Consider the following 17520-nt stretch of genomic DNA (forward strand, 5'->3'; position numbering starts at 1 on the left):
CGGCCGTCGCACCCGCCTCCTGGATGTGATAGCCGGAGATCGAGATGGAGTTGTAGCGCGGCATCCGCTGAGAGGTGAAGGCGAAGATGTCGGAGATGATCCGCATCGACGGCTTCGGTGGATAGATGTAGGTGTTGCGGACCATGAACTCCTTGAGGATGTCGTTCTGGATGGTGCCGGCGAGCTTTTCGGGCGGCACCCCCCGCTCCTCGGCGGCGACGACGTAGAGCGCCAGGACCGGCAGCACCGCACCGTTCATGGTCATCGAGACGGTCATCTGGTCCAGCGGGATGCCGTCGAAGAGCTGGCGCATGTCGTAGATCGAGTCGATGGCCACCCCGGCCATCCCCACGTCACCGGCCACCCGCGGATGGTCGGAGTCGTAACCCCTATGCGTGGCAAGGTCGAACGCGATCGACAGTCCTTTTTGGCCGGCCGCGAGATTGCGCCGGTAGAACGCGTTGGACTCCTCGGCGGTGGAGAACCCCGCGTACTGCCGGATGGTCCACGGGTTCTTCACGTACATCGTCGGGTAGGGCCCGCGCAGGTACGGCGCGATCCCCGGATAGGTCTCGAGGAAGTCCAGCCCGGTGAGATCTTCCTTGGTGTACAAGGGTTTGATGTCGATGCCTTCGGGCGTCGAGGAAACCGGCGCGTCGACGGCCGGGAGCAGCGCCGGATCCGGTTCACCCAGCGGGACACCGGAGAAGTCAGGGACGCTCATTCGAACTCCTCCGCGTAGCGCACCCGGGGCAGCCCGCCGGACGGCGGTTCCGGGGCCGGTGGGCGGACCAGCGGTGTCTCGGCCGGGTTCGGGAACGCGGTCACACCGGTGACCGGATCGGTGCCGGCGGCGATGTTCTCCTCGCGGGCCGACCAGGTCTCGGCCAGCCGCGCCGGGATCAGCCCGGAGTCGAGTGCCGCGAGCAGACCGCCGGCGCGCTCGATCTCGGTGAACCAGGACCACGCGGCGCGCGCCAGGTCGTCGGAAAGCCGTTCCACGTACCAGGATCCGCCGGCCGGGTCGAGCACACCGGCCACAGTGGACTCTTCGAGCAGGATAGACTGGGTGTTGCGGGCGATCCGCCGGCCGAACGCGTCCGGCTGCCCGGCCGCGGAGTCGAACGGCAGCACGGTGATCGCGTCCGCACCTCCGGCCCCCGCGGCGAAGCAGGCCACCGTGGTGCGCAACATGTTCACCCACGGGTCGCGCCGGGTCATCATGGCCGGCGAGGTCACCGCGTGCTGGCGTTGCGCCGCCGCGGTTCCGCCGGACGCCTCGATGACGCGGGCCCACAACCGCCGTGCGGCGCGGAACTTCGCGATGGTCAGGAACTGGTCGACCCCCGCGGCGTAGCGGAACTCCAGCTGCGTGGCGGCCGCGTCGACCTCCAGCCCGGCCGAGGTGAGCGCCCGCAGGTAGGCGACGCCGGCGGCGATCGAGCAGCCGAGCTCCTGGGCGTCCGAGCTGCCGGCCTCGTGGTACGGCAGCGCGTCGACCACGATGGCACGCAGTTGCGGGAAGTTCGCCGCCGCGTACTGGGCGAGCCCGGCAGCCGCCAGCAGGTCCGCCTCGGCACCGGTGCGGGCACGCACGCCGAGCGGGTCGGCGCCGAGGTTGCCCTTCACCTCCCCGGACGGGATCCCCTTGTCCACGTGGACCTGCAGCAGCGTCTCGGCGGCTTCGGTGAAACCCGCGCCGGCGTCCAGGGTGACCGGGGCGAGGTCGAGGTAGACGTCCCGCAGCACCTCGGGCAGCGCCTCGACCGCCGGCCCGGCGAGCCACAGCGAGGTGACGCCGTTCTCCAGGTCGGCCAGCACGGCCTCCGGGTCGGCCGCGGTGTGCCGCTGCCGGACGTCCCACCAGCCGGGGGCGCGGACGAACGGGGAGCGCGGCGGCGCGCCGGTCGCGGTGTACAGCGCCGCCCGGGTGATGCCGTCGTAGGTGGCGCTCGCCGGCACGTCACCGGCGAGGGCCGCCCACTGCTCGCGGGTGGCCGCCGGGAACTCGCTGGCCAGCGACAACTCCGATGGCGTCATGCCTTCCGATGCTACGGAACCGAGCTGGAGAGCGGGGTGTGAGGCTGGTCGCGGGTGGTGAGGACAATGACCGCATGGTTACTCCCGAGCAGCGTCTGGTGGCCGGCCGGTACCGGTTGCGGCGGCTGCTCGGGCAGGGGTCGATGGGCCGGGTCTGGGAGGCCTACGACGAGTACCTGCACCGGCCGGTGGCGGTGAAGGAGGTACTGCTGCCCCCCGGAATCCCCGAGGGTGAGGCGGACGAGCTGCGCGAGCGGACGCTGCGCGAGGCGCGCGCCATCGCCGTGGTCTCACACCCCAACGTGATCACGCTGCACGACGTGGCGCGGGAGAACGGCGAGCCGTTCGTGGTGATGGAGTACCTGGGCGCGCGCAGCCTCGCCGAGCTGCTGCGTGAGCACGGGCCGCTGGACGTGCCGCGGGCGGCGGCGGTGGGGTACGCGGTGGCGGCCGGGCTCGCCGCGGCGCACCATGCCGGGATCACGCATCGCGACGTGAAGCCGGGCAACGTGCTGGTCTCCGGGGACGGGCGGGTCAAGCTGACCGACTTCGGCATCGCACGCAACGTCTCCGAGCTGACCATGACCCGGACCGGGATCACGCTCGGCTCCCCCGCCTACATCTCCCCCGAGGTGGCCGCCGGGCGCGAGGTGACGCCGGCCGCCGACCTGTGGGGGCTCGGCGCGACGCTCTTCGCCGCGGTGGAGGGGCGGGCGCCGTACGACCCGGACGGTCCGGTACTCGAGACGCTGTCCACGGTGGTGAACGGCGACGTGCCGGTGCCCGCCACGGACAGCCCGCTGGCCGCCGTCATCACCGCGTTGATGGTCAAGGACCCGGCCGCGCGCACCGGCCTGGACGAGGTCCAGCGGATGCTGCACCCGCTGCTGCCACCCCCCGGAACCCCGCTCTACGAGGCCGGAACCCTCGACGACGCGCCGACCCGGGCGGAGGTCGCGCCAGCACCCCCGCCGGCCGCCGCACCGAAGCCGGAACCGCCCCCGGCGCCGGTCGCCCTGGCCGCCGACCCCGGCCCGCTGCCGTTCCTGATGCCCCCACCGGCGGCCCGGCCGCGGCGCCGTGGTGCCGTCGTCCCGGTGCTGGTCGTGGTCCTCGCGGTGGCGCTGTTCCTCGTGGCGGTCGGCGGCGGGTTCGCGCTGGCCCGGGTGATCGGCGGCAAGCCGGTCCTCCCGCCGAGCCGCTCGGCGCCCGCCCAGCCCGGCGCGACACCCCTCGGCGACCTGGTCGACACCCAGGGCGACGTGTCCACGCTGGCCGGGGAGCAGGGCGGCAGCTTCTCCGTGCCGGTGCCGGCGGGCTGGGCGAAGTTCGTCGAGCAGCGGGTCACCAAGGACCTGCCGAACAGCGCCCGGGTCCGCTACGTGTCGCCGGACGGCACCCAGCAGCTGACCGTCGAGCGCTTCCCCGCCTTCTACCCGAAGCACAAGATCGAGATGTTCTTCGCCGACCTCCGGACCGCGTCCCCCCGCTTCGACGAGGTCACCCGGACCGTTCTCGGCGGCACCGGCCCCGAACCGGCGCTGGAGCTCACCTACCGGACCAGCGAGGTGGTGCGCGGCTCCGACGCCATCAGCAACCGGGTCACCTTCGCCAAACTCAGCCCGACCGGCATCGACCTCTGGGTGGTCAGCGTCACCGTCCCCCTCCAGCAGGAGGACTCCGGCCGCACCAAGCTGTTCGACAAGATCGCGCCCGCGTTCCGGGCCACGGGCTAGGCTCGCCGCCGTGACTGATGCATTGGCGCTGGCTGAGGCGGCGGCGCGGGGTCTGGCCGAGCGGACCGGGGTGGAGAAGCACGACGTGGGTGTCGTGCTGGGGTCGGGGTGGCGGCCGGCGGCGGACGAGTTGGGGGCGGCCGGGGTTGAGGTGCCGGTGGCGGAGTTGCCGGGGTTCGAGAAGCCGACCGTGATGGGGCATGGGGGGACGGTCCGGTCGGTGCGGGTGGGTGAGCGGCGGGTACTGGTGTTGCTGGGGAGGACGCACCTGTATGAGGGGAAGGGGGTGGGCGCAGTCGTGCATGGGGTGCGCACGGTGGCGGCGGCGGGGTGCCGGGCGGTGGTGCTCACGAACGCGGCGGGGTGTCTGCGGGCGGAGTGGGCGGTGGGGTGGCCGGTGATGATCAGCGACCACCTGAATCTGACCGCGACGTCGCCGCTGGTGGGGGCGGAGTTCGTGGATCTGACCGACCTGTACTCGGCGCGGCTGCGGGGGGTGGCGCGGGAGATCGATCCGACGCTGGTGGAGGGGGTTTACGCGGGCCTGCCGGGGCCGCACTTCGAGACGCCGGCGGAGATCCGGATGTTGCGGACGCTCGGCGCGGATCTGGTCGGGATGTCGACGGTGCTGGAGGCGATCGCGGCGCGGGCGGCGGGTGTCGAGGTGTTCGGGTTGTCGCTGGTGACCAACCTGGCGGCGGGGATCACCGGCGAGCCGCTGAACCACGTGGAGGTCCTCGAAGCGGGCCGGCAGGCGGCGACGCGGATGGGGAAGTTGTTGCGGGAGTTGGTGATCCGCGCGTGAGCGAGCTTGCGAGCGAACCATCAAACGCTGCCCCGCCGCCGAGCCTGCGAGGCGGCGGGGCAGCGAGGCGGCGGGTCGGCCGTCACCGAGCTTGCGAGGTGACGGCGTGACGCGGCTTTCGACCGAGTTGCGGGACCGCGCGTTCCGGTGGATCGCGGACGACCCGGACACCGGAAGCCGGGCGGAGTTGCAGCGGGTGCTGGCGACGGCGATGGCCGGGGATGCCGCTGCGGTCGAGGATCTGGCGGACCGGATGTCCGGCATGTTGACGTTCGGCACGGCGGGACTGCGGGGTCCGTTGCGGGCCGGGCCGAACGGGATGAACCGTGCGGTGGTGGTCCGGGCGACCGCCGGGGTGGCGGAGTGGTTGCGGGCCAAGGGTTTTGCCGGTGGCATGGTGATCGTCGGGCGGGACGCGCGGCACGGCTCGGCGGAGTTCGCCGACGCCGCGGCCGGGGTGCTCGCGGGGGCCGGGTTCGGAGTGCGGGTGCTGCCCGGGCCGCTGCCCACACCGGTCACGTCTTTTCTCGTGCGTGCCCGGCAGGCGGTGGCGGGCATTCAGATCACCGCGTCGCACAACCCGCCGGCGGACAACGGGTACAAGCTCTACGTCGGCGACGGTTCGCAGATCGCGCCGCCGGATGACTGGTTGATCGAGGCGGCGATCCGGGGCGCGCCGGCGGCGGTGTCCGTGCCCACGCTCGGCGGGGCGGCGCCGTTCAGTGAGTCCGATGTGGACGATTATCTGGACCGGGTGGCCGCGCTGCCCCGCGGCACGGCGCGCGATATTCGGATCGCGTTGACCCCGATGCACGGGGTCGGTGGGCAGACCGCGGTGGAGGCGTTGCGGCGCAGTGGTTTCACCGACGTCCGGGTGGTGGTCGAGCAGGCCGTGCCGGATCCGGAGTTCCCCACGGTGGCGTTCCCCAACCCGGAGGAGCCGGGCGCCCCGGATCTGCTGCTGCGGCTCGCGTCCGATGTGGACGCCGAGCTGGCGGTCGCGCTCGATCCCGACGGCGACCGGTGCGCACTGGGCGTGCGGGACCGGGACGGCTCGTGGCGGATGCTCCGCGGCGACGAGACCGGGGCGCTGCTCGGTTGGCACATATTGTCCACTGTGGATCGTGTGGCTCACCCGGATCCCTTGGTGGCGACCACGATCGTGTCATCCTCGCTGCTCAAGAGCATCGCGGCCGCGGCGGGCGCCCGGTACGCCGAGACGCTGACCGGCTTCAAGTGGCTGGTCCGCGCCGGCTCCGGGCTGATCTACGCCTACGAGGAGGCGCTCGGCCACTGCTGCGACCCGGACTTCGTGCGGGACAAGGACGGGATCTCCGCCGCGGTCCTGGCCGCCGACCTGACCGCCACGTTGAAGGCCGCCGGCCGCACCCTGCTCGACGCGCTCGACGATCTCTACGTCCAGCATGGGTTGCACGTCACCGAGCCGGTCACCGTCCGTGCCGCCGAGCCCGCACGGCTGATGGGCGCGGTACGCGCCGCGCCGCCGGACTCGCTGGCCGGCACGGCGGTCGAGGTGGCGGACCTGCTGCCGGACGCGAACGTGGTGCGGTTGACCGGAGAGCGCCTGCGCGTGGTGATCCGCCCGTCCGGCACCGAGCCCAAACTCAAGGCCTACCTTCAGGTCGTCGAACCCGTGGGTGAACCCGCTCAGCTCGACCAGGCCCGAACCGACGCAGCCAAGCGCATGTCAACGGTGCGCGAGGCGGTCTCCGGACTCCTTGCCGCTACAGAGAACGGCTGAGCTCGCGCATGTTCGCGAAGGCCATCTTGTCGTACCCGTAGCCCGGGTAGAACCAGACACCCTCGTCGCCACCGAACGAGTCGATGGCGATCAGCGCGTCCGCGGCGTTCTTGCAGCGTGGGTTCCGATCGGCGAACGCCTGGACCCGGTCCCGCACGGCCGGTGAACGGAACCAGTCGCGCACCGGTCCGTTCGGGTCGTCCGGAAACCACCACCAGTTGGGCTCCTCGCCCCAGGTGAGATCGACGGCCCAGTAACCGGCGAGCCGGACCAAGCCGGCGTCGGCGGCCGGACCGGTCAGCTCGTCGATCCGGTGCAGCCATGGCACCACGTCGTGATCGAGGCTCGCAACGGCACCGAGCAACTCCACCACGTCGCGCGGAGCACGCCCGTCGGTGAGGGCAACGGCGAGCGCGGCCTCCAGCGTGGCCCGCACGGTGGCCTGCTGCTCGCGCGGCCATTCGGCGAACCGCGCGTGCGGCCAGCCCAACCCGCGCATCAGGAGGCCGAGGTCCCCGCCCGTCGGGTTGTTGATCACGAGCCGCAGGATCCGGGGTGCCAGCCGGCGCCAGAGGTTTCCGTACTGCTCGACACCGAAATGGTCGTAGCACTCCGACACGAACCGGCCGGCCAGGTCATCCGGCACCAGATGCGGATCCCCGCCGAGCGCGACGAGATCGGCTTCGCGGTAGCAGTAGCCGCAGCCTTCGGCCGGTCCGGTCTCGGGTGGTGTGGCGAACGCGCGGTCCAGTTCGGCCAAGACCTGGCTGAGATCGTGGGCGTTCCGCATGGCCCGAGGCTAGCGGGGCCATTACCAAGGCAGCACACCATTTTGGCCGTGAAACTCGCCGGTCGGGCCGTCTGCGGGCACCGTCGCGAGGCGGACCACGGCGGAGGCGCCCTGTTCGGCAGTGAGGACGCCCTGGTGGTTGTTCATGTCGGTGGCACAGTAGCCGGGTGAGACGGCGTTGACCTTGATGCCGCCGGCGCGCAGCTCGTTGGCGAAGAGCACGGTGACCGCGTTGAGCGCGGCTTTGGAGGAGTTGTAGGCGTAGAGCGGGACGGCGGCCTGCTCGGAGGTGGGGTCGGCGAGCAGCGTGAGCGAGCCCAACTCGCTGGAGAGGTTCACGATGCGCGGCTCGGATGCCTTGTGCAGCAACGGAAGCATGGCCCTCGTCACGGTCACCACGCCGGCAACGTTGGTCGCGTACGTGCGGTGGAAGTCGTCGGTGAGGATGCCGGCGTTGTTCACCAGCACGTCGAGCCGGCCGTGGTCGTGCTCGATCAGCTTCGCGGCCGCGGCGACGGACGTCTCGTCGGTCACGTCCAAGGGAACGAGCTGCGCGTCGAGACCGGCCAGCTCGTCGACGGCGGCGCGGCCGCGGTTCTCGTCACGTGCCCCGATCAGCACGGTCATGCCGAGGTGGCCGAGCTGGCGGGCGATCTCCTTGCCGATTCCCTTGTTCGCGCCGGTCACCAGCGCGATCTTGTTCGTGGTCATGGGGCCAGGCTGGGGCGCGGCGGCGGGTGTCCGGCAGAGACGGTCGACCCTGGGATCGCCGGTCCCTGCCTGGGGTGGCGCGCCGGTGCCATGCTGGACGGGTGGACAGGCGGCAGTTCGGGGACTTCCTGCGCAGCCGGCGGGAGCGGTTGCGCCCGGCCGACGTGGGGCTGCCGGCGGGGCAGCGGCGCCGGACGCCGGGCCTGCGCCGGGAGGAGGTCGCGCAGCTGGCGGCGATGTCGACCGACTACTACACCCGGCTCGAGCAGGCCCGCGGGCCGCAGCCGTCCCGGGCCGTGCTGACCGGCCTCGCCCGCGCGCTGCGCCTGTCCGACGACGAGCGTGCGCACCTCTTCCACCTGGCCGGCGAGCCGCCGCAGCCACCCGGACCGTCCCAGGACGTCCGTCCCGGAGTGCTGCACCTGCTCGACCGCCTCGACGACGCCCCCGCGCTGGTGATCGACGCCAAATACCAGGTGCTCGCCTGGAACCAGCTCGCCGCCGCCCTGATCACCGACTTCTCCGCCCTCGCACCCCGCGACCGCAACCTCGTCCGCCGCCGCTTCCTGTCCCCACCGTCCGATCGCTACACCCGCGACGAGACCGACCAGTTCGCCCGCGAGATCGTCGCCGACCTCCGCGCCGCCTCCGCCCGCTACCCCGCCGACCCGGACATCCAGGAGCTGATCACCGAACTCCTCGCCGCCAGCCCCGAGTTCGCCCGGTTATGGTCCGAGCACGAGGTCGCGATCCAACGCGGCCTCTGCAAAACCATCCACCACCCGGTCGTCGGCCCCCTCTCCCTGCAGAGCGAGGTCCTGGTGATCCCTGAGCACGACCAGCGCATCATCGTCTACACCGCCGAGCCCGGCACCCCGTCCCACAACGCCCTGCAACTGTTGAAGGTCATCGGCACCCAGGACCTGAGCCCCGGCTACGCTCGCTGAGCGTGGCCAGGTTGTTGATCGTGCACCACACGCCGTCGCCGGGGATGCAGGCGATGTTCGAGGCCGTGGTGGCCGGGGCGACGGATCCGGAGATCACCGGGGTTGAGGTGATCAGGCGGGCGGCGCTCGGCACCGGCGCGGCTGATGTGCTTGAGGCCGACGGGTATGTGCTCGGGACTCCGGCGAATATCGGGTACATGTCGGGGGCGTTGAAGCACTTCTTCGACACGATCTACTACCCGTGCCTCGATGCGACGCGGGGGCGGCCGTACGGGCTGTATGTGCACGGGAACGAGGGGACCGAGGGCGCGGTGCGGGCGGTGGAGGGGATCGCGACGGGGTTGGGGTGGGTGGCGGCGGCGAAGCCGGTTGCCGTGATGGGGCAGCCGGGCAAGGGGGAGCTGGAGGCGTGCTGGGAGCTTGGGGCTGGGGTGGCTGCGGGGCTCATGCCATGAAGGCCGCCTTCGGGACGCTCAACGTCCCGAAGGCGGCCTTCAGGGCAATTCACCGGCCGAGGTTGCGCATGGCCGCCTCGGGGTACCGGGTCCCGCGCACGGCGTCGGCGGGGACTTCCGCCTCGATGGCGGCGAGATCCTTGTCCGACAAGGTGATCGTTGCGGCGGCGACGTTCTCCTCGAGGTACTGACGCCGCTTGGTGCCGGGGATCGGGACGACGTCGGAGCCCTGGTGCTGCACCCAGGCCAGGGCGAGCTGGCCCGCGGTCACCCCTCGTTCGGCTGCGAGCTTTTGCAGGGCGTGGACGATGGCGAGGTTGTGTTGCAGGTTCTCGCCGGAGAAACGCGGGCCGTTCGGACGGAAGTCACCGGGCTCGAAGTCCTCCGTGGAGGTGAACCGGCCGGTGAGGAAACCCCGGCCGAGTGGGGAGTAGGCCACGATGCCGATGCCGAGCTCACGGCAGGTCGGCACGATCGCCTCCTCGATGTCGCGGCTCCACAGCGACCACTCGGACTGCAGCGCGGCGATCGGGTGCACGGCCGCGGCCCGGCGGATCGTGTCGGCGCCGGCTTCGGACAGGCCGAGGTGGCGCACCTTTCCGGCCTCCACCAACGATTTCATCGCGCCGACGGTCTCCTCGATGGGCACGTTCGGGTCGACGCGATGCTGGTAGTAGAGGTCGATGTGGTCGACGCCGAGCCGGCGCAGGGACGCCTCGCACGCGGACCGCACGTACTCGGCGTCCCCGCGGATGCCCAGGAACTCCCCGGCCGGTCCGCGCACGTTGCCGAACTTGGTGGCGAGGACCACGGTGTCGCGGCGGTCGGCGATGGCCCGCCCGACGAGTTCCTCGTTGCGGCCGACGCCGTACATGTCCGCGGTGTCCAGCAGGGTGGCGCCCAGTTCGAGCGCGCGGTGGATGGTCGCGATGGACTCGGACTCGTCGCCGGTGCCGTAGAACTCGCTCATCCCCATGCAGCCGAGCCCCTGCGCGCCCACCTCGAGCGCACCCAGCCTGCGGGTTGGCAGCGTCATGCCGTGCTCCCCATCTCGGGAATGTTGGCCACGGTCGTGGGTCGCCTTGGGTGGTGGGTCACCGGACCGCTCCTCGGGCAGACCTCGTTCCTCGGCCTACCCTCGTCGCGGTGGGCCAACTCCCTCGCCAGGCATTCCGCAAGCTTCATGCCGTCGCCTCCTCGTACCCGGCCACACCGGCCAGGTCGCGTTCTATCTGCTCGTAGTTGGTGATCTTGTAGTTCAGCACTTCGAGGCACGTCTGCAGGTCGGCGATGCGGTCGAGCACGTCCTTGCGGTGCTCGACGAGGATCTGCTTGCGCCGGGTCGCGGTGGCCAGGCCCTGGTGGCGGAGCTTGGCGTACTCGCGCATCAGCCGGATGGGCATGCCGGTGGTGCGCAGCTTGGTCAGGAAGTTCAGCCATGCCAGGTCGTCGTCGGAGTAGGCCCGCCGGCCGCCGGAGTCGCGGGCGGGCGGGTCGATGAGCTCGATGCGTTCGTAGTACCGAAGGGTGTCAATCGACAGCCCGCTCTGGTGGGCCGCCTCGGCGATCGCGTAAGTCACGAAGTCGACGGTAGAAGCTGGAGTGCACTCCAGGTCAACTCGGAATGCACGACTCGCGTGCTGGAGCCGGGGACTCGCGTGCCTGAACTAGGAACTCGCGGGGAGTGGGCTAGAGGTCGCTTTCCTTGGGTAAGGCCCAGGACTCGAGGTGCGCGGCCATGGCGATGACCTCGACGTTGCCGCGGCCGACCTCGCGGACGATCTCCAGCGCCTCGTCCTCGTCGGCGTCGATCCACCAGCCGTTCATGTCGCAGAGGGTTACCGCGGCCACCCAGCCGAGCCGCCAGTTTCCCTCGATCAGGGGACGGGTGCGCACGATGGAGTCGAGCAGCGCCGCGGCCTTGAGCCACAGCGTGTCGTAGGCCTCGACACCGAGCACGGTGGCCCGGGGCCGGTGGGCCGCGGAGTCGAGCAGACCGAGATCACGCACCACCAGGTCGCCTCCGGTGACCGCGGCGGCGAGCACGAGCAGATCACTGGCGTCCAGGTAGGCGATCACTCAGGGGATCATGCCGTACCGATCCGGTCGAGCAGTTTCCGGTAGCGCGGTAGCACCCGCCCGAGGATCTCGGTGAGCTGTTGCTCCTTGTGCAACCGCGCCCACCGGTCCGCCAGCGCCAGCCGCATGATCTCGTGCTTTGACCGGCCCTCGGCGGCGGCAAGCTCGGTGAGCCGCTCGTTCTCCTCGTGCGTCAAGCGAAGCGTCATAGCCATGACGAGAATGATACCTCCGTGGTAGCACACGTCCAGACCTCTGTAACGGCGTTACCAAACGGGTGGGCGGTAACCTCTTCGGGTGCCCAGGCCGAGAACCCACGATGAGGCACTGCGGCTGCGCCTCCTCGACCGGGCGGGGGTTCTGCTGTCCAAAGAGGGTGCTGGAGCGCTGAGCCTGCGCCGGCTCGCGGCTGATGTCGGCACCTCGACGACCGCGGTGTACTCGCTGTTCGGCGGGAAGCCGGCGCTGGTCCGGGAACTGTTCGTGGAGGCGTTCCACCGGTTCGGCACGCACCTGGGCGCCGTCCCGCGCACCGACCACCCCGGCGAGGACCTCATCCAGCTCGGCCTGGCCTACCGCCGCAGCGCCCTCGCCGACCCGCACCTGTACCCGATCATGTTCGCCAACGTCCTGCCCGGCTTCGAGGCGGACGACCAGGTCAACCAGGAAGCCCTGCGCGCGCTCACCCCGCTGATCGAGACGGTCCGCGCCGGGATCGAGGCCGGCCTGTTCGCCGATGTCCCGGCCGACACCGTGATGCTGTCCTGCTGGGGGATCGCGCACGGCCTGGTTTCCTTGGAGCTCAACGGTTACGCGCCCGAGGAGCTGGACGTGGCGGCGACCTACGAGCAGGCGCTGCGGGCCAACCTGGCCGGCTGGGCTCGGGAAGGAATGTGACATTGCCGCGTTGGAAGGAAAGCAACGTCACGTTGCTTCCTTCACACGGCGCCGTACTGCCGGTCGCCGGCGTCACCGAGGCCGGGGACGATGTAGCCGGAGTCGTTCAGCCGTTCGTCCACGCTGGCGGTGACCAGGCGAACGGGCAGGCCCGACTCGGCGAGGTGCCGGATGCCCTCCGGCGCGGCCAAGGCGCACACCGCGGTGACGTCGGTGGCGCCGCGGTCGGTGAGCAGCCGGATCGTGTGCGCCATCGAGCCGCCGGTGGCGAGCATCGGGTCGAGCACGAACACCGGGCACGAGGAGAGGTCCTCGGGTAGGGACTCCATGTAGGGCGTGGGCTGCAGCGTCACCTCGTCGCGGGCGAGGCCGACGAAACCCATCTGGGCGTCCGGAATCAGCTTGTGCGCCTGGTCGGCCATGCCCAGGCCGGCCCGCAGCACCGGCACGAGCAGCGGCGGGTTGGCGAGCCAGTGGCCGTCGGCGCGGGCGACCGGGGTGTGGATGCGCTCGGTGCGCACCGGTGCGTCGCGCAGGGCCTCGTAGATCAGCATGATGGTGAGGTCGTGCAGCGCGGCCCGGAACGTGGCGCGGTCGGTGCGGGCATCGCGCATGACGGTCAGCCGGACCTTGGCCAGCGGGTGATCGACGGTGAGCACATCCATGAGGCGACACGCTAGTGTGCGTCGAGCGAACCCGGGTACCACTAACGCCATGCCCGACCCCGAGGTCAGCGCCACCCTGTACCGGGACCTGCGCCACCGGATCATCGACGTGGCCCGCACGCTCGACGCCGACCAGCTGCGCACCACGGTTCCCGCGTGTCCGCGGTGGACGGTCCACCACCTGCTCGCGCACCTGGCCGGGGTCGCCGCCGACGTGGTCAGCGACACCCTGGCCGGCGCGCCCAGCGAGGATTGGTCGGCGGTGCACGTGGCCGCCCGTATCGGCAGGAGCGTCGACGAGCTGATCGACGAGTGGGAGACGGCGGGAACGGGCTGGGAGGAGATCGCCCGCCAGGCCACGCACCCGAGTTTCCTGATCCGCGGCCCCTACCTGGACGCCGGCGTGCACGAGGCTGATTTCAATGCCGCCCTTGGCCTTCCGCGCCCGCCGGCCGAGCTGACCCTGGCCATCGCCGACACGATGGTGCCGCGCGTCGCCGAGGACTTCGACGACCTCGGCCTGTTCACCATCGTCACCCCGGAACGGGTGTTCAACCTGGGCCGGGGCGACGCGGTGGCCTCGGCCCGGGTGGACACCTACGAGGTCACCCGCGCGGTGCTCGGCCGCCGCAGCCGGGCGCAGATCAAGGCCTGGGCGTGGAGCGGCGACCCGGGCGCGTTCACCGAGCGGCTCCCGATCTTCCCGCAGACCGAGCACGATCTGGTCGACTGAGCGGCTCTGCCCGGTTACCCATCGCAACCCATTAGAGTGACGCCGTCCCAACCAGGAGCGGCTCCCATGCTCGACACCAGACCCTCGGTCTCCCCGGTGTTCGTCGACCCCACCGGCCGGCGCCGTCGCACAGTCAAAATCGCGGCCATCGCCGGCGCGGTCGCCCTGCTCGGCACGGTCGGGCTGCTGGTCGCGGCCCTGCTCGGAGCGCCGCTGGCACCACTCCCCTTCCTACCGGACAGGGTGTCCGGACCTCCCCCGGTGGTTGAGCAGCAGCCAGGAGGCGCGCCGGCCGGCGCGGAGAACCAGCCCACGCAGCCCTCGTCCAGCCAGCGCAACCGCCCGGCAGGGCAACCGGCCGCCGCCACCACGACGACTCCGGTGCCGGCCGGTCAGACCACCACGACGACGGACCCGCACGGCAAGCCGGCAGCCCCGCCCGGGAAGCCGACGGATCTGCCGACGCCGCCCGGCCGGACCCGCTGACCCGCGTTGGCCAGACATATCCGAACCCCTCCGCCGCGAGCCCACTGGCTCCTGCTGGCCACCCTGCTGATCGCGATCACGGTGCTGCTCGTGCTGCACGCGGTGATCGTCGGCGCGCTCGGCACCGAAGCCGTCGCCACGGTCGGGCCGGCCGCCCAGGTTCCAGCCGCCGCGCGGTCTGGCGACCCGGTCATCGACGCCCGCCACGACCCGCCGACGACGTCCCGGCCGCCCGACAAGACGCTCGCGCTCACCTTCGACGACGGACCGGATCCGGAGTGGACACCGCGCATTCTGGATGTCCTGTCGCGGCACGGGGTGCACGCCACGTTCTTCGTCACCGGGGCGCACGCCGCCGGGCATCCCGGGCTGGTCGAGGACATTCTGGCCGGGGGCAACGAGATCGGGCACCACACCGCCACGCACGTGGACCTGCGCACGGCCGGTTCGCTGCGGACCTGGTTGGAGCTGCGGTCCACCGACCTGGTGCTCGCGCACACCGCGGGCGTGAACACCTCGCTGGTGCGCCTGCCGTATCTGGGCACCCCGGACGAGCTGGACGACGCGGCCTGGGCAGCGGCGCGGCACTTGAGCGAGTCCGGCCGGCTGGTCGTCATGTCCAATGTGGACTCAAAGGACTGGCGCCGGCCCGGGGTGGACACGATCGTCGCCAACGCCACGCCGAAAGACGACCGCGGCGTGGTGCTGCTCATGCACGACTCCGGCGGCGACCGCGCACAAACCGTTGCCGCGCTTGACAAATTGATTCCCACGCTGAAGTCGCGCGGCTGGCGGATCGACACGGTCAGCGGCTCGCTCCGGGCGCTGGGCACCTCGAGCTCCGCGGGCATTCTGGACCGGGTGGCCGGCGCACTGCTCGTCGGCGCCGTACGGGCCGCCAACCTCTCCGCGTCCGTGCTCCAAGCTCTTCTCGTGGTGGCCACCGTGCTCGCGGTGCTGCGCATGCTGCTCCTGCTGATCACGGCCGGAATGCACGTGCGCCGCACCCGCCGCGCGCCACTGCCGCCCGTCCGCGCGCCGGTCACCGTGATCGTGCCGGCCTACAACGAAGCCGCCGGCATCGAAGCCACCCTGCGCTCCATCATGACGTCCCGCCACCCGGTCGAGGTGATCGTCGTCGACGACGGCTCCACCGACCGCACCGCGTCCATTGTGGACTCCCTGGCCCTGCCCCGGGTCCGCCTCATCCGCCAGCGCAACGCCGGCAAGGCCGCGGCCCTGAACACCGGCCTCGCCGCCGCCCGCACGGAGCTGGTCGTCATGGTCGACGGCGACACCGTGCTCGAGCGCGACACCGTCGGCCGCCTCGCCGCCCACTTCGCGGATCCGGACGTGGGCGCCGTCTCCGGCAACGCCAAGGTCGGCAACCGCCGCGGCCTCCTCGGCCGGTGGCAACACATCGAGTACGTGATCGGCTTCAACCTCGACCGCCGCATGTACGACGTCCTCGCCTGCATGCCCACCGTCCCCGGCGCCGTCGGCGCCTTCCGCCGCTCCGCGGTCCAGGCCCTCGGCGGCGTCGCCACCGACACCCTCGCCGAAGACACCGACCTCACCATGGCATTGGAACGCGCCGGCTGGCGCGTCACCTACGAGGAACGCGCCGTCGCCTGGACCGAGGCACCCGCCACCCTCGGCCAGCTCTGGAAGCAGCGCTACCGCTGGTGCTACGGCACCCTCCAAGCCGTCTGGAAACACCGCCGCGCGCTCGTAGAACGCGGCCCCGCCGGCCGCCTGGGCCGCCGCGGCCTGCCGTACCTGTTGCTGTTCCAGGTGATCCTCCCCATCATGGCCCCGATCGTCGACGTCGCTGCCATCCTGGGCTTCCTCACCGGCGACGGGTCAACCGTGTGGTTCTGGCTCACCTTCCTCGCCATGCAGGCAATCCCCGGCGTCGTGGCATTCCACCTCGACGGCGAACGCCTCGCCCCATTGCTGGCCTTGCCCCTGCAACAGTTCGTCTACCGCCAGCTCATGTACCTCGTCGTCATCCAATCCGTCGCCACGGCGCTGTCCGGCGTCCGCCTCCCCTGGCACAAACTCGAACGCCACGGCACCGCCCGCGTCAACGCCTGACCAGCTCGCACTGCAACACGTACTCGTGCAGGTCGACCGCCTCGCGGAAGTGGTCGACCACCCGCTTCATACGAGCAATTGCCGACCCCTGATCGTCCTCAGTAACCGGCACCGGCGCCCCCTCCGCCGGCCTCACCTTGACCGTCATCTCCCAATCAAAATAGGTACCCTGCACCCGCCAAACATGTTTCATGCCCAAACCGTGGCGCGGTGCCATCAGGGCGCGCAAACTACCGTGTACTTCAGTGCCCCACTGGCAAATGCCGATACGCTGCTCATGGCACGACGACCAGGAGTCCCCGTCCGCCAACGCCGGGTCTCCACCGAACTCCGCGAGCTGCGCAAGAAAGCCGGCCTCACCTGCTCAGACGTGGCCAAAGCCCTCGGCACCTCCACCACCAAGATCAGCCGCATGGAAACCGGTGAACGCGGCCTCTACGCCGATGATGTCGCCGCGCTCCTCGGCCTCTACCGGGTGCCAACCAAACACAGAGAAGAACTCCTCCACCTCGTCCGCAACGGCGGAGATCCCAACTGGTGGCAACTCAAACCCTCCGACCTCCCCACCGAGTGGCGCGACCTCATGGCCCTCGAAGCCGACGCCACCACGATCCTCAACTTCGAGCCGCTCCTGGTTCCCGGCCTCCTTCAGACCGAGGAATACACGAGTACCATCATCAGCGGCATCAACCCTGAGCTGCCAGAATCCGACCTCAACGCGCTGGTAGCCACCCGAATGGGCCGGAAGTCGTTGCTTTCGAAGCGCAACGCTCCGACGCTGCATGCCATCATCGATGAGATGGTGCTGCGCAGGCCGATCGGTGAGCCCGGCGTGATGGAACGCCAACTCCAACACCTCGCTGCCAGTGCCCAGCGTCCCAACATCACCCTGCGGGTAGTGCCGTTCCTAGCCGGAGCGACACCAGCCCTGAGCGGCCCGTTCGTGATCCTCGACCTCGTCGACGGACGTAGTGTCGTACACCTGGAGGCCCGCCGCACAGCCGCCTTCTTGAGCGAAGAATCCCATGTCCGTGCCGCTAAACTTGCGATGCGACGGCTGAATGCCGTAGCACTGGCACCTGACGAGTCCGCCCAGCTGATTGCCACCATCTTGGGCGAACAGACTCACCCGAGGAGCACACAATGACCAATCCGATCTTCACAGCCTGGCGCAAGAGCAGCTACAGCGCCGACGTCAGTAACTGCGTCGAGATCACCTTCACCCCAGCCGTAGCGGTACGCGACTCCAAAAACGTAGGCCCCACCCTCACCTTCCCCACCACCACCTGGACAACCTTCCTCACCGTGCTTAACTAA

21 protein-coding genes are annotated in these 17520 nt (G+C 70.7%); 11 read left to right on the forward strand and 10 right to left on the reverse strand.

What is annotated here, in order from left to right; translation table 11 throughout:
* Both VGR06_RS08280 and VGR06_RS08285 read right to left on the reverse strand, forming a co-directional pair.
* A partial coding sequence (locus VGR06_RS08280) for a methylmalonyl-CoA mutase family protein (RefSeq protein WP_327558384.1) occupies positions 1–724 on the reverse strand: 724 nt, incomplete at its 3' end.
* Positions 721–2040 carry a methylmalonyl-CoA mutase subunit beta gene (locus tag VGR06_RS08285; RefSeq protein ID WP_327558385.1) on the reverse strand — a complete coding sequence of 440 codons (1320 nt, stop codon included), beginning with the start codon at positions 2038–2040 and terminating at the stop codon, positions 721–723. The genes VGR06_RS08280 and VGR06_RS08285, both read right to left, overlap by 4 nt.
* Before the next feature lie 74 nt (positions 2041–2114).
* Here VGR06_RS08285 and VGR06_RS08290 point away from each other — a divergent pair, with 74 nt between their 5' ends.
* From VGR06_RS08290 to VGR06_RS08300, 3 genes are all read left to right on the forward strand, one after another.
* Positions 2115–3776, forward strand: a complete 1662-nt coding sequence (locus VGR06_RS08290) for a serine/threonine-protein kinase (RefSeq protein ID WP_327558386.1) — start codon at positions 2115–2117, stop codon at positions 3774–3776.
* A gap of 10 nt (positions 3777–3786) precedes the next feature.
* Positions 3787–4581, forward strand: a complete 795-nt coding sequence (locus VGR06_RS08295) for a purine-nucleoside phosphorylase (protein WP_414637195.1) — start codon at positions 3787–3789, stop codon at positions 4579–4581.
* 106 nt (positions 4582–4687) lie between these two features.
* A complete protein-coding gene (locus VGR06_RS08300) occupies positions 4688–6343 on the forward strand; it encodes a phospho-sugar mutase (RefSeq protein WP_327558387.1) in 1656 nt (551 codons plus the stop codon).
* On the opposite strand, the gene VGR06_RS08305 is transcribed toward VGR06_RS08300, so the two are convergent.
* Positions 6327–7133, reverse strand: a complete 807-nt coding sequence (locus VGR06_RS08305; RefSeq protein WP_327558388.1) for a hypothetical protein — start codon at positions 7131–7133, stop codon at positions 6327–6329. The genes VGR06_RS08300 and VGR06_RS08305 overlap by 17 nt on opposite strands.
* Positions 7134–7154: 21 nt before the next feature.
* The gene (locus tag VGR06_RS08310; RefSeq protein WP_327558389.1) at positions 7155–7844 is read right to left on the reverse strand and encodes an SDR family oxidoreductase; all 690 of its coding nucleotides are present in this window, start codon (positions 7842–7844) and stop codon (positions 7155–7157) included.
* A gap of 101 nt (positions 7845–7945) precedes the next feature.
* On the opposite strand from VGR06_RS08310, the gene VGR06_RS08315 reads away from it, so the two are divergent.
* Together VGR06_RS08315 and VGR06_RS08320 are read left to right on the forward strand one after the other, a co-directional pair.
* The gene (locus VGR06_RS08315) at positions 7946–8791 is read left to right on the forward strand and encodes a helix-turn-helix transcriptional regulator (protein WP_327558390.1); all 846 of its coding nucleotides are present in this window, start codon (positions 7946–7948) and stop codon (positions 8789–8791) included.
* A 2-nt stretch (positions 8792–8793) separates the two neighbouring features.
* Positions 8794–9246 (forward strand): flavodoxin family protein, encoded by a 453-nt coding sequence (locus tag VGR06_RS08320; protein ID WP_327558391.1) that lies wholly within the window; start codon positions 8794–8796, stop codon positions 9244–9246.
* A gap of 49 nt (positions 9247–9295) precedes the next feature.
* Here VGR06_RS08320 and VGR06_RS08325 read toward each other — a convergent pair whose 3' ends face one another.
* The 4 genes from VGR06_RS08325 to VGR06_RS08340 form a co-directional block, all read right to left on the reverse strand.
* Positions 9296–10282 (reverse strand): aldo/keto reductase, encoded by a 987-nt coding sequence (locus VGR06_RS08325; RefSeq protein WP_327558392.1) that lies wholly within the window; start codon positions 10280–10282, stop codon positions 9296–9298.
* 145 nt (positions 10283–10427) lie between these two features.
* Positions 10428–10826 (reverse strand): MerR family transcriptional regulator, encoded by a 399-nt coding sequence (locus VGR06_RS08330; protein WP_327558393.1) that lies wholly within the window; start codon positions 10824–10826, stop codon positions 10428–10430.
* 109 nt (positions 10827–10935) lie between these two features.
* Positions 10936–11325: a type II toxin-antitoxin system death-on-curing family toxin gene (locus tag VGR06_RS08335; RefSeq protein ID WP_327558394.1), complete on the reverse strand. Its 390-nt coding sequence runs from the start codon at positions 11323–11325 to the stop codon at positions 10936–10938.
* 8 nt (positions 11326–11333) lie between these two features.
* A complete protein-coding gene (locus tag VGR06_RS08340) occupies positions 11334–11540 on the reverse strand; it encodes a ribbon-helix-helix protein, CopG family (protein WP_327558395.1) in 207 nt (68 codons plus the stop codon).
* Positions 11541–11622: 82 nt separating this feature from the next.
* On the opposite strand from VGR06_RS08340, the gene VGR06_RS08345 reads away from it, so the two are divergent.
* Positions 11623–12222, forward strand: a complete 600-nt coding sequence (locus tag VGR06_RS08345; RefSeq protein ID WP_327558396.1) for a TetR/AcrR family transcriptional regulator — start codon at positions 11623–11625, stop codon at positions 12220–12222.
* A gap of 41 nt (positions 12223–12263) precedes the next feature.
* Here VGR06_RS08345 and upp read toward each other — a convergent pair whose 3' ends face one another.
* The gene (gene upp / locus VGR06_RS08350; RefSeq protein WP_327558397.1) at positions 12264–12887 is read right to left on the reverse strand and encodes a uracil phosphoribosyltransferase; all 624 of its coding nucleotides are present in this window, start codon (positions 12885–12887) and stop codon (positions 12264–12266) included.
* Between the two features lie 49 nt (positions 12888–12936).
* On the opposite strand from upp, the gene VGR06_RS08355 reads away from it, so the two are divergent.
* The 3 genes from VGR06_RS08355 to VGR06_RS08365 all read left to right on the forward strand — a co-directional run bounded on the left by VGR06_RS08355 (position 12937) and on the right by VGR06_RS08365 (position 16203).
* On the forward strand, positions 12937–13620 hold the full coding sequence (locus VGR06_RS08355) for a maleylpyruvate isomerase family mycothiol-dependent enzyme (protein WP_327558398.1): 684 nt from the start codon (positions 12937–12939) through the stop codon (positions 13618–13620).
* 66 nt (positions 13621–13686) lie between these two features.
* On the forward strand, positions 13687–14106 hold the full coding sequence (locus VGR06_RS08360; RefSeq protein ID WP_327558399.1) for a hypothetical protein: 420 nt from the start codon (positions 13687–13689) through the stop codon (positions 14104–14106).
* A gap of 6 nt (positions 14107–14112) precedes the next feature.
* On the forward strand, positions 14113–16203 hold the full coding sequence (locus VGR06_RS08365; RefSeq protein ID WP_327558400.1) for a bifunctional polysaccharide deacetylase/glycosyltransferase family 2 protein: 2091 nt from the start codon (positions 14113–14115) through the stop codon (positions 16201–16203).
* On the opposite strand, the gene VGR06_RS08370 is transcribed toward VGR06_RS08365, so the two are convergent.
* Positions 16193–16396, reverse strand: a complete 204-nt coding sequence (locus VGR06_RS08370) for a hypothetical protein (RefSeq protein ID WP_327558401.1) — start codon at positions 16394–16396, stop codon at positions 16193–16195. The two genes, VGR06_RS08365 and VGR06_RS08370, sit on opposite strands and share 11 nt — an antisense overlap.
* Before the next feature lie 42 nt (positions 16397–16438).
* Here VGR06_RS08370 and VGR06_RS08375 point away from each other — a divergent pair, with 42 nt between their 5' ends.
* Together VGR06_RS08375 and VGR06_RS08380 are read left to right on the forward strand one after the other, a co-directional pair.
* On the forward strand, positions 16439–17350 hold the full coding sequence (locus VGR06_RS08375) for a helix-turn-helix transcriptional regulator (RefSeq protein WP_327558402.1): 912 nt from the start codon (positions 16439–16441) through the stop codon (positions 17348–17350).
* Positions 17347–17520 (forward strand): DUF397 domain-containing protein, encoded by a 174-nt coding sequence (locus VGR06_RS08380; protein WP_327558403.1) that lies wholly within the window; start codon positions 17347–17349, stop codon positions 17518–17520. Before VGR06_RS08375 ends, VGR06_RS08380 begins: the two co-directional genes overlap by 4 nt.

This window comes from Actinophytocola sp. (assembly GCF_036002505.1).
Classification (GTDB): domain Bacteria; phylum Actinomycetota; class Actinomycetes; order Mycobacteriales; family Pseudonocardiaceae; genus DASYTH01.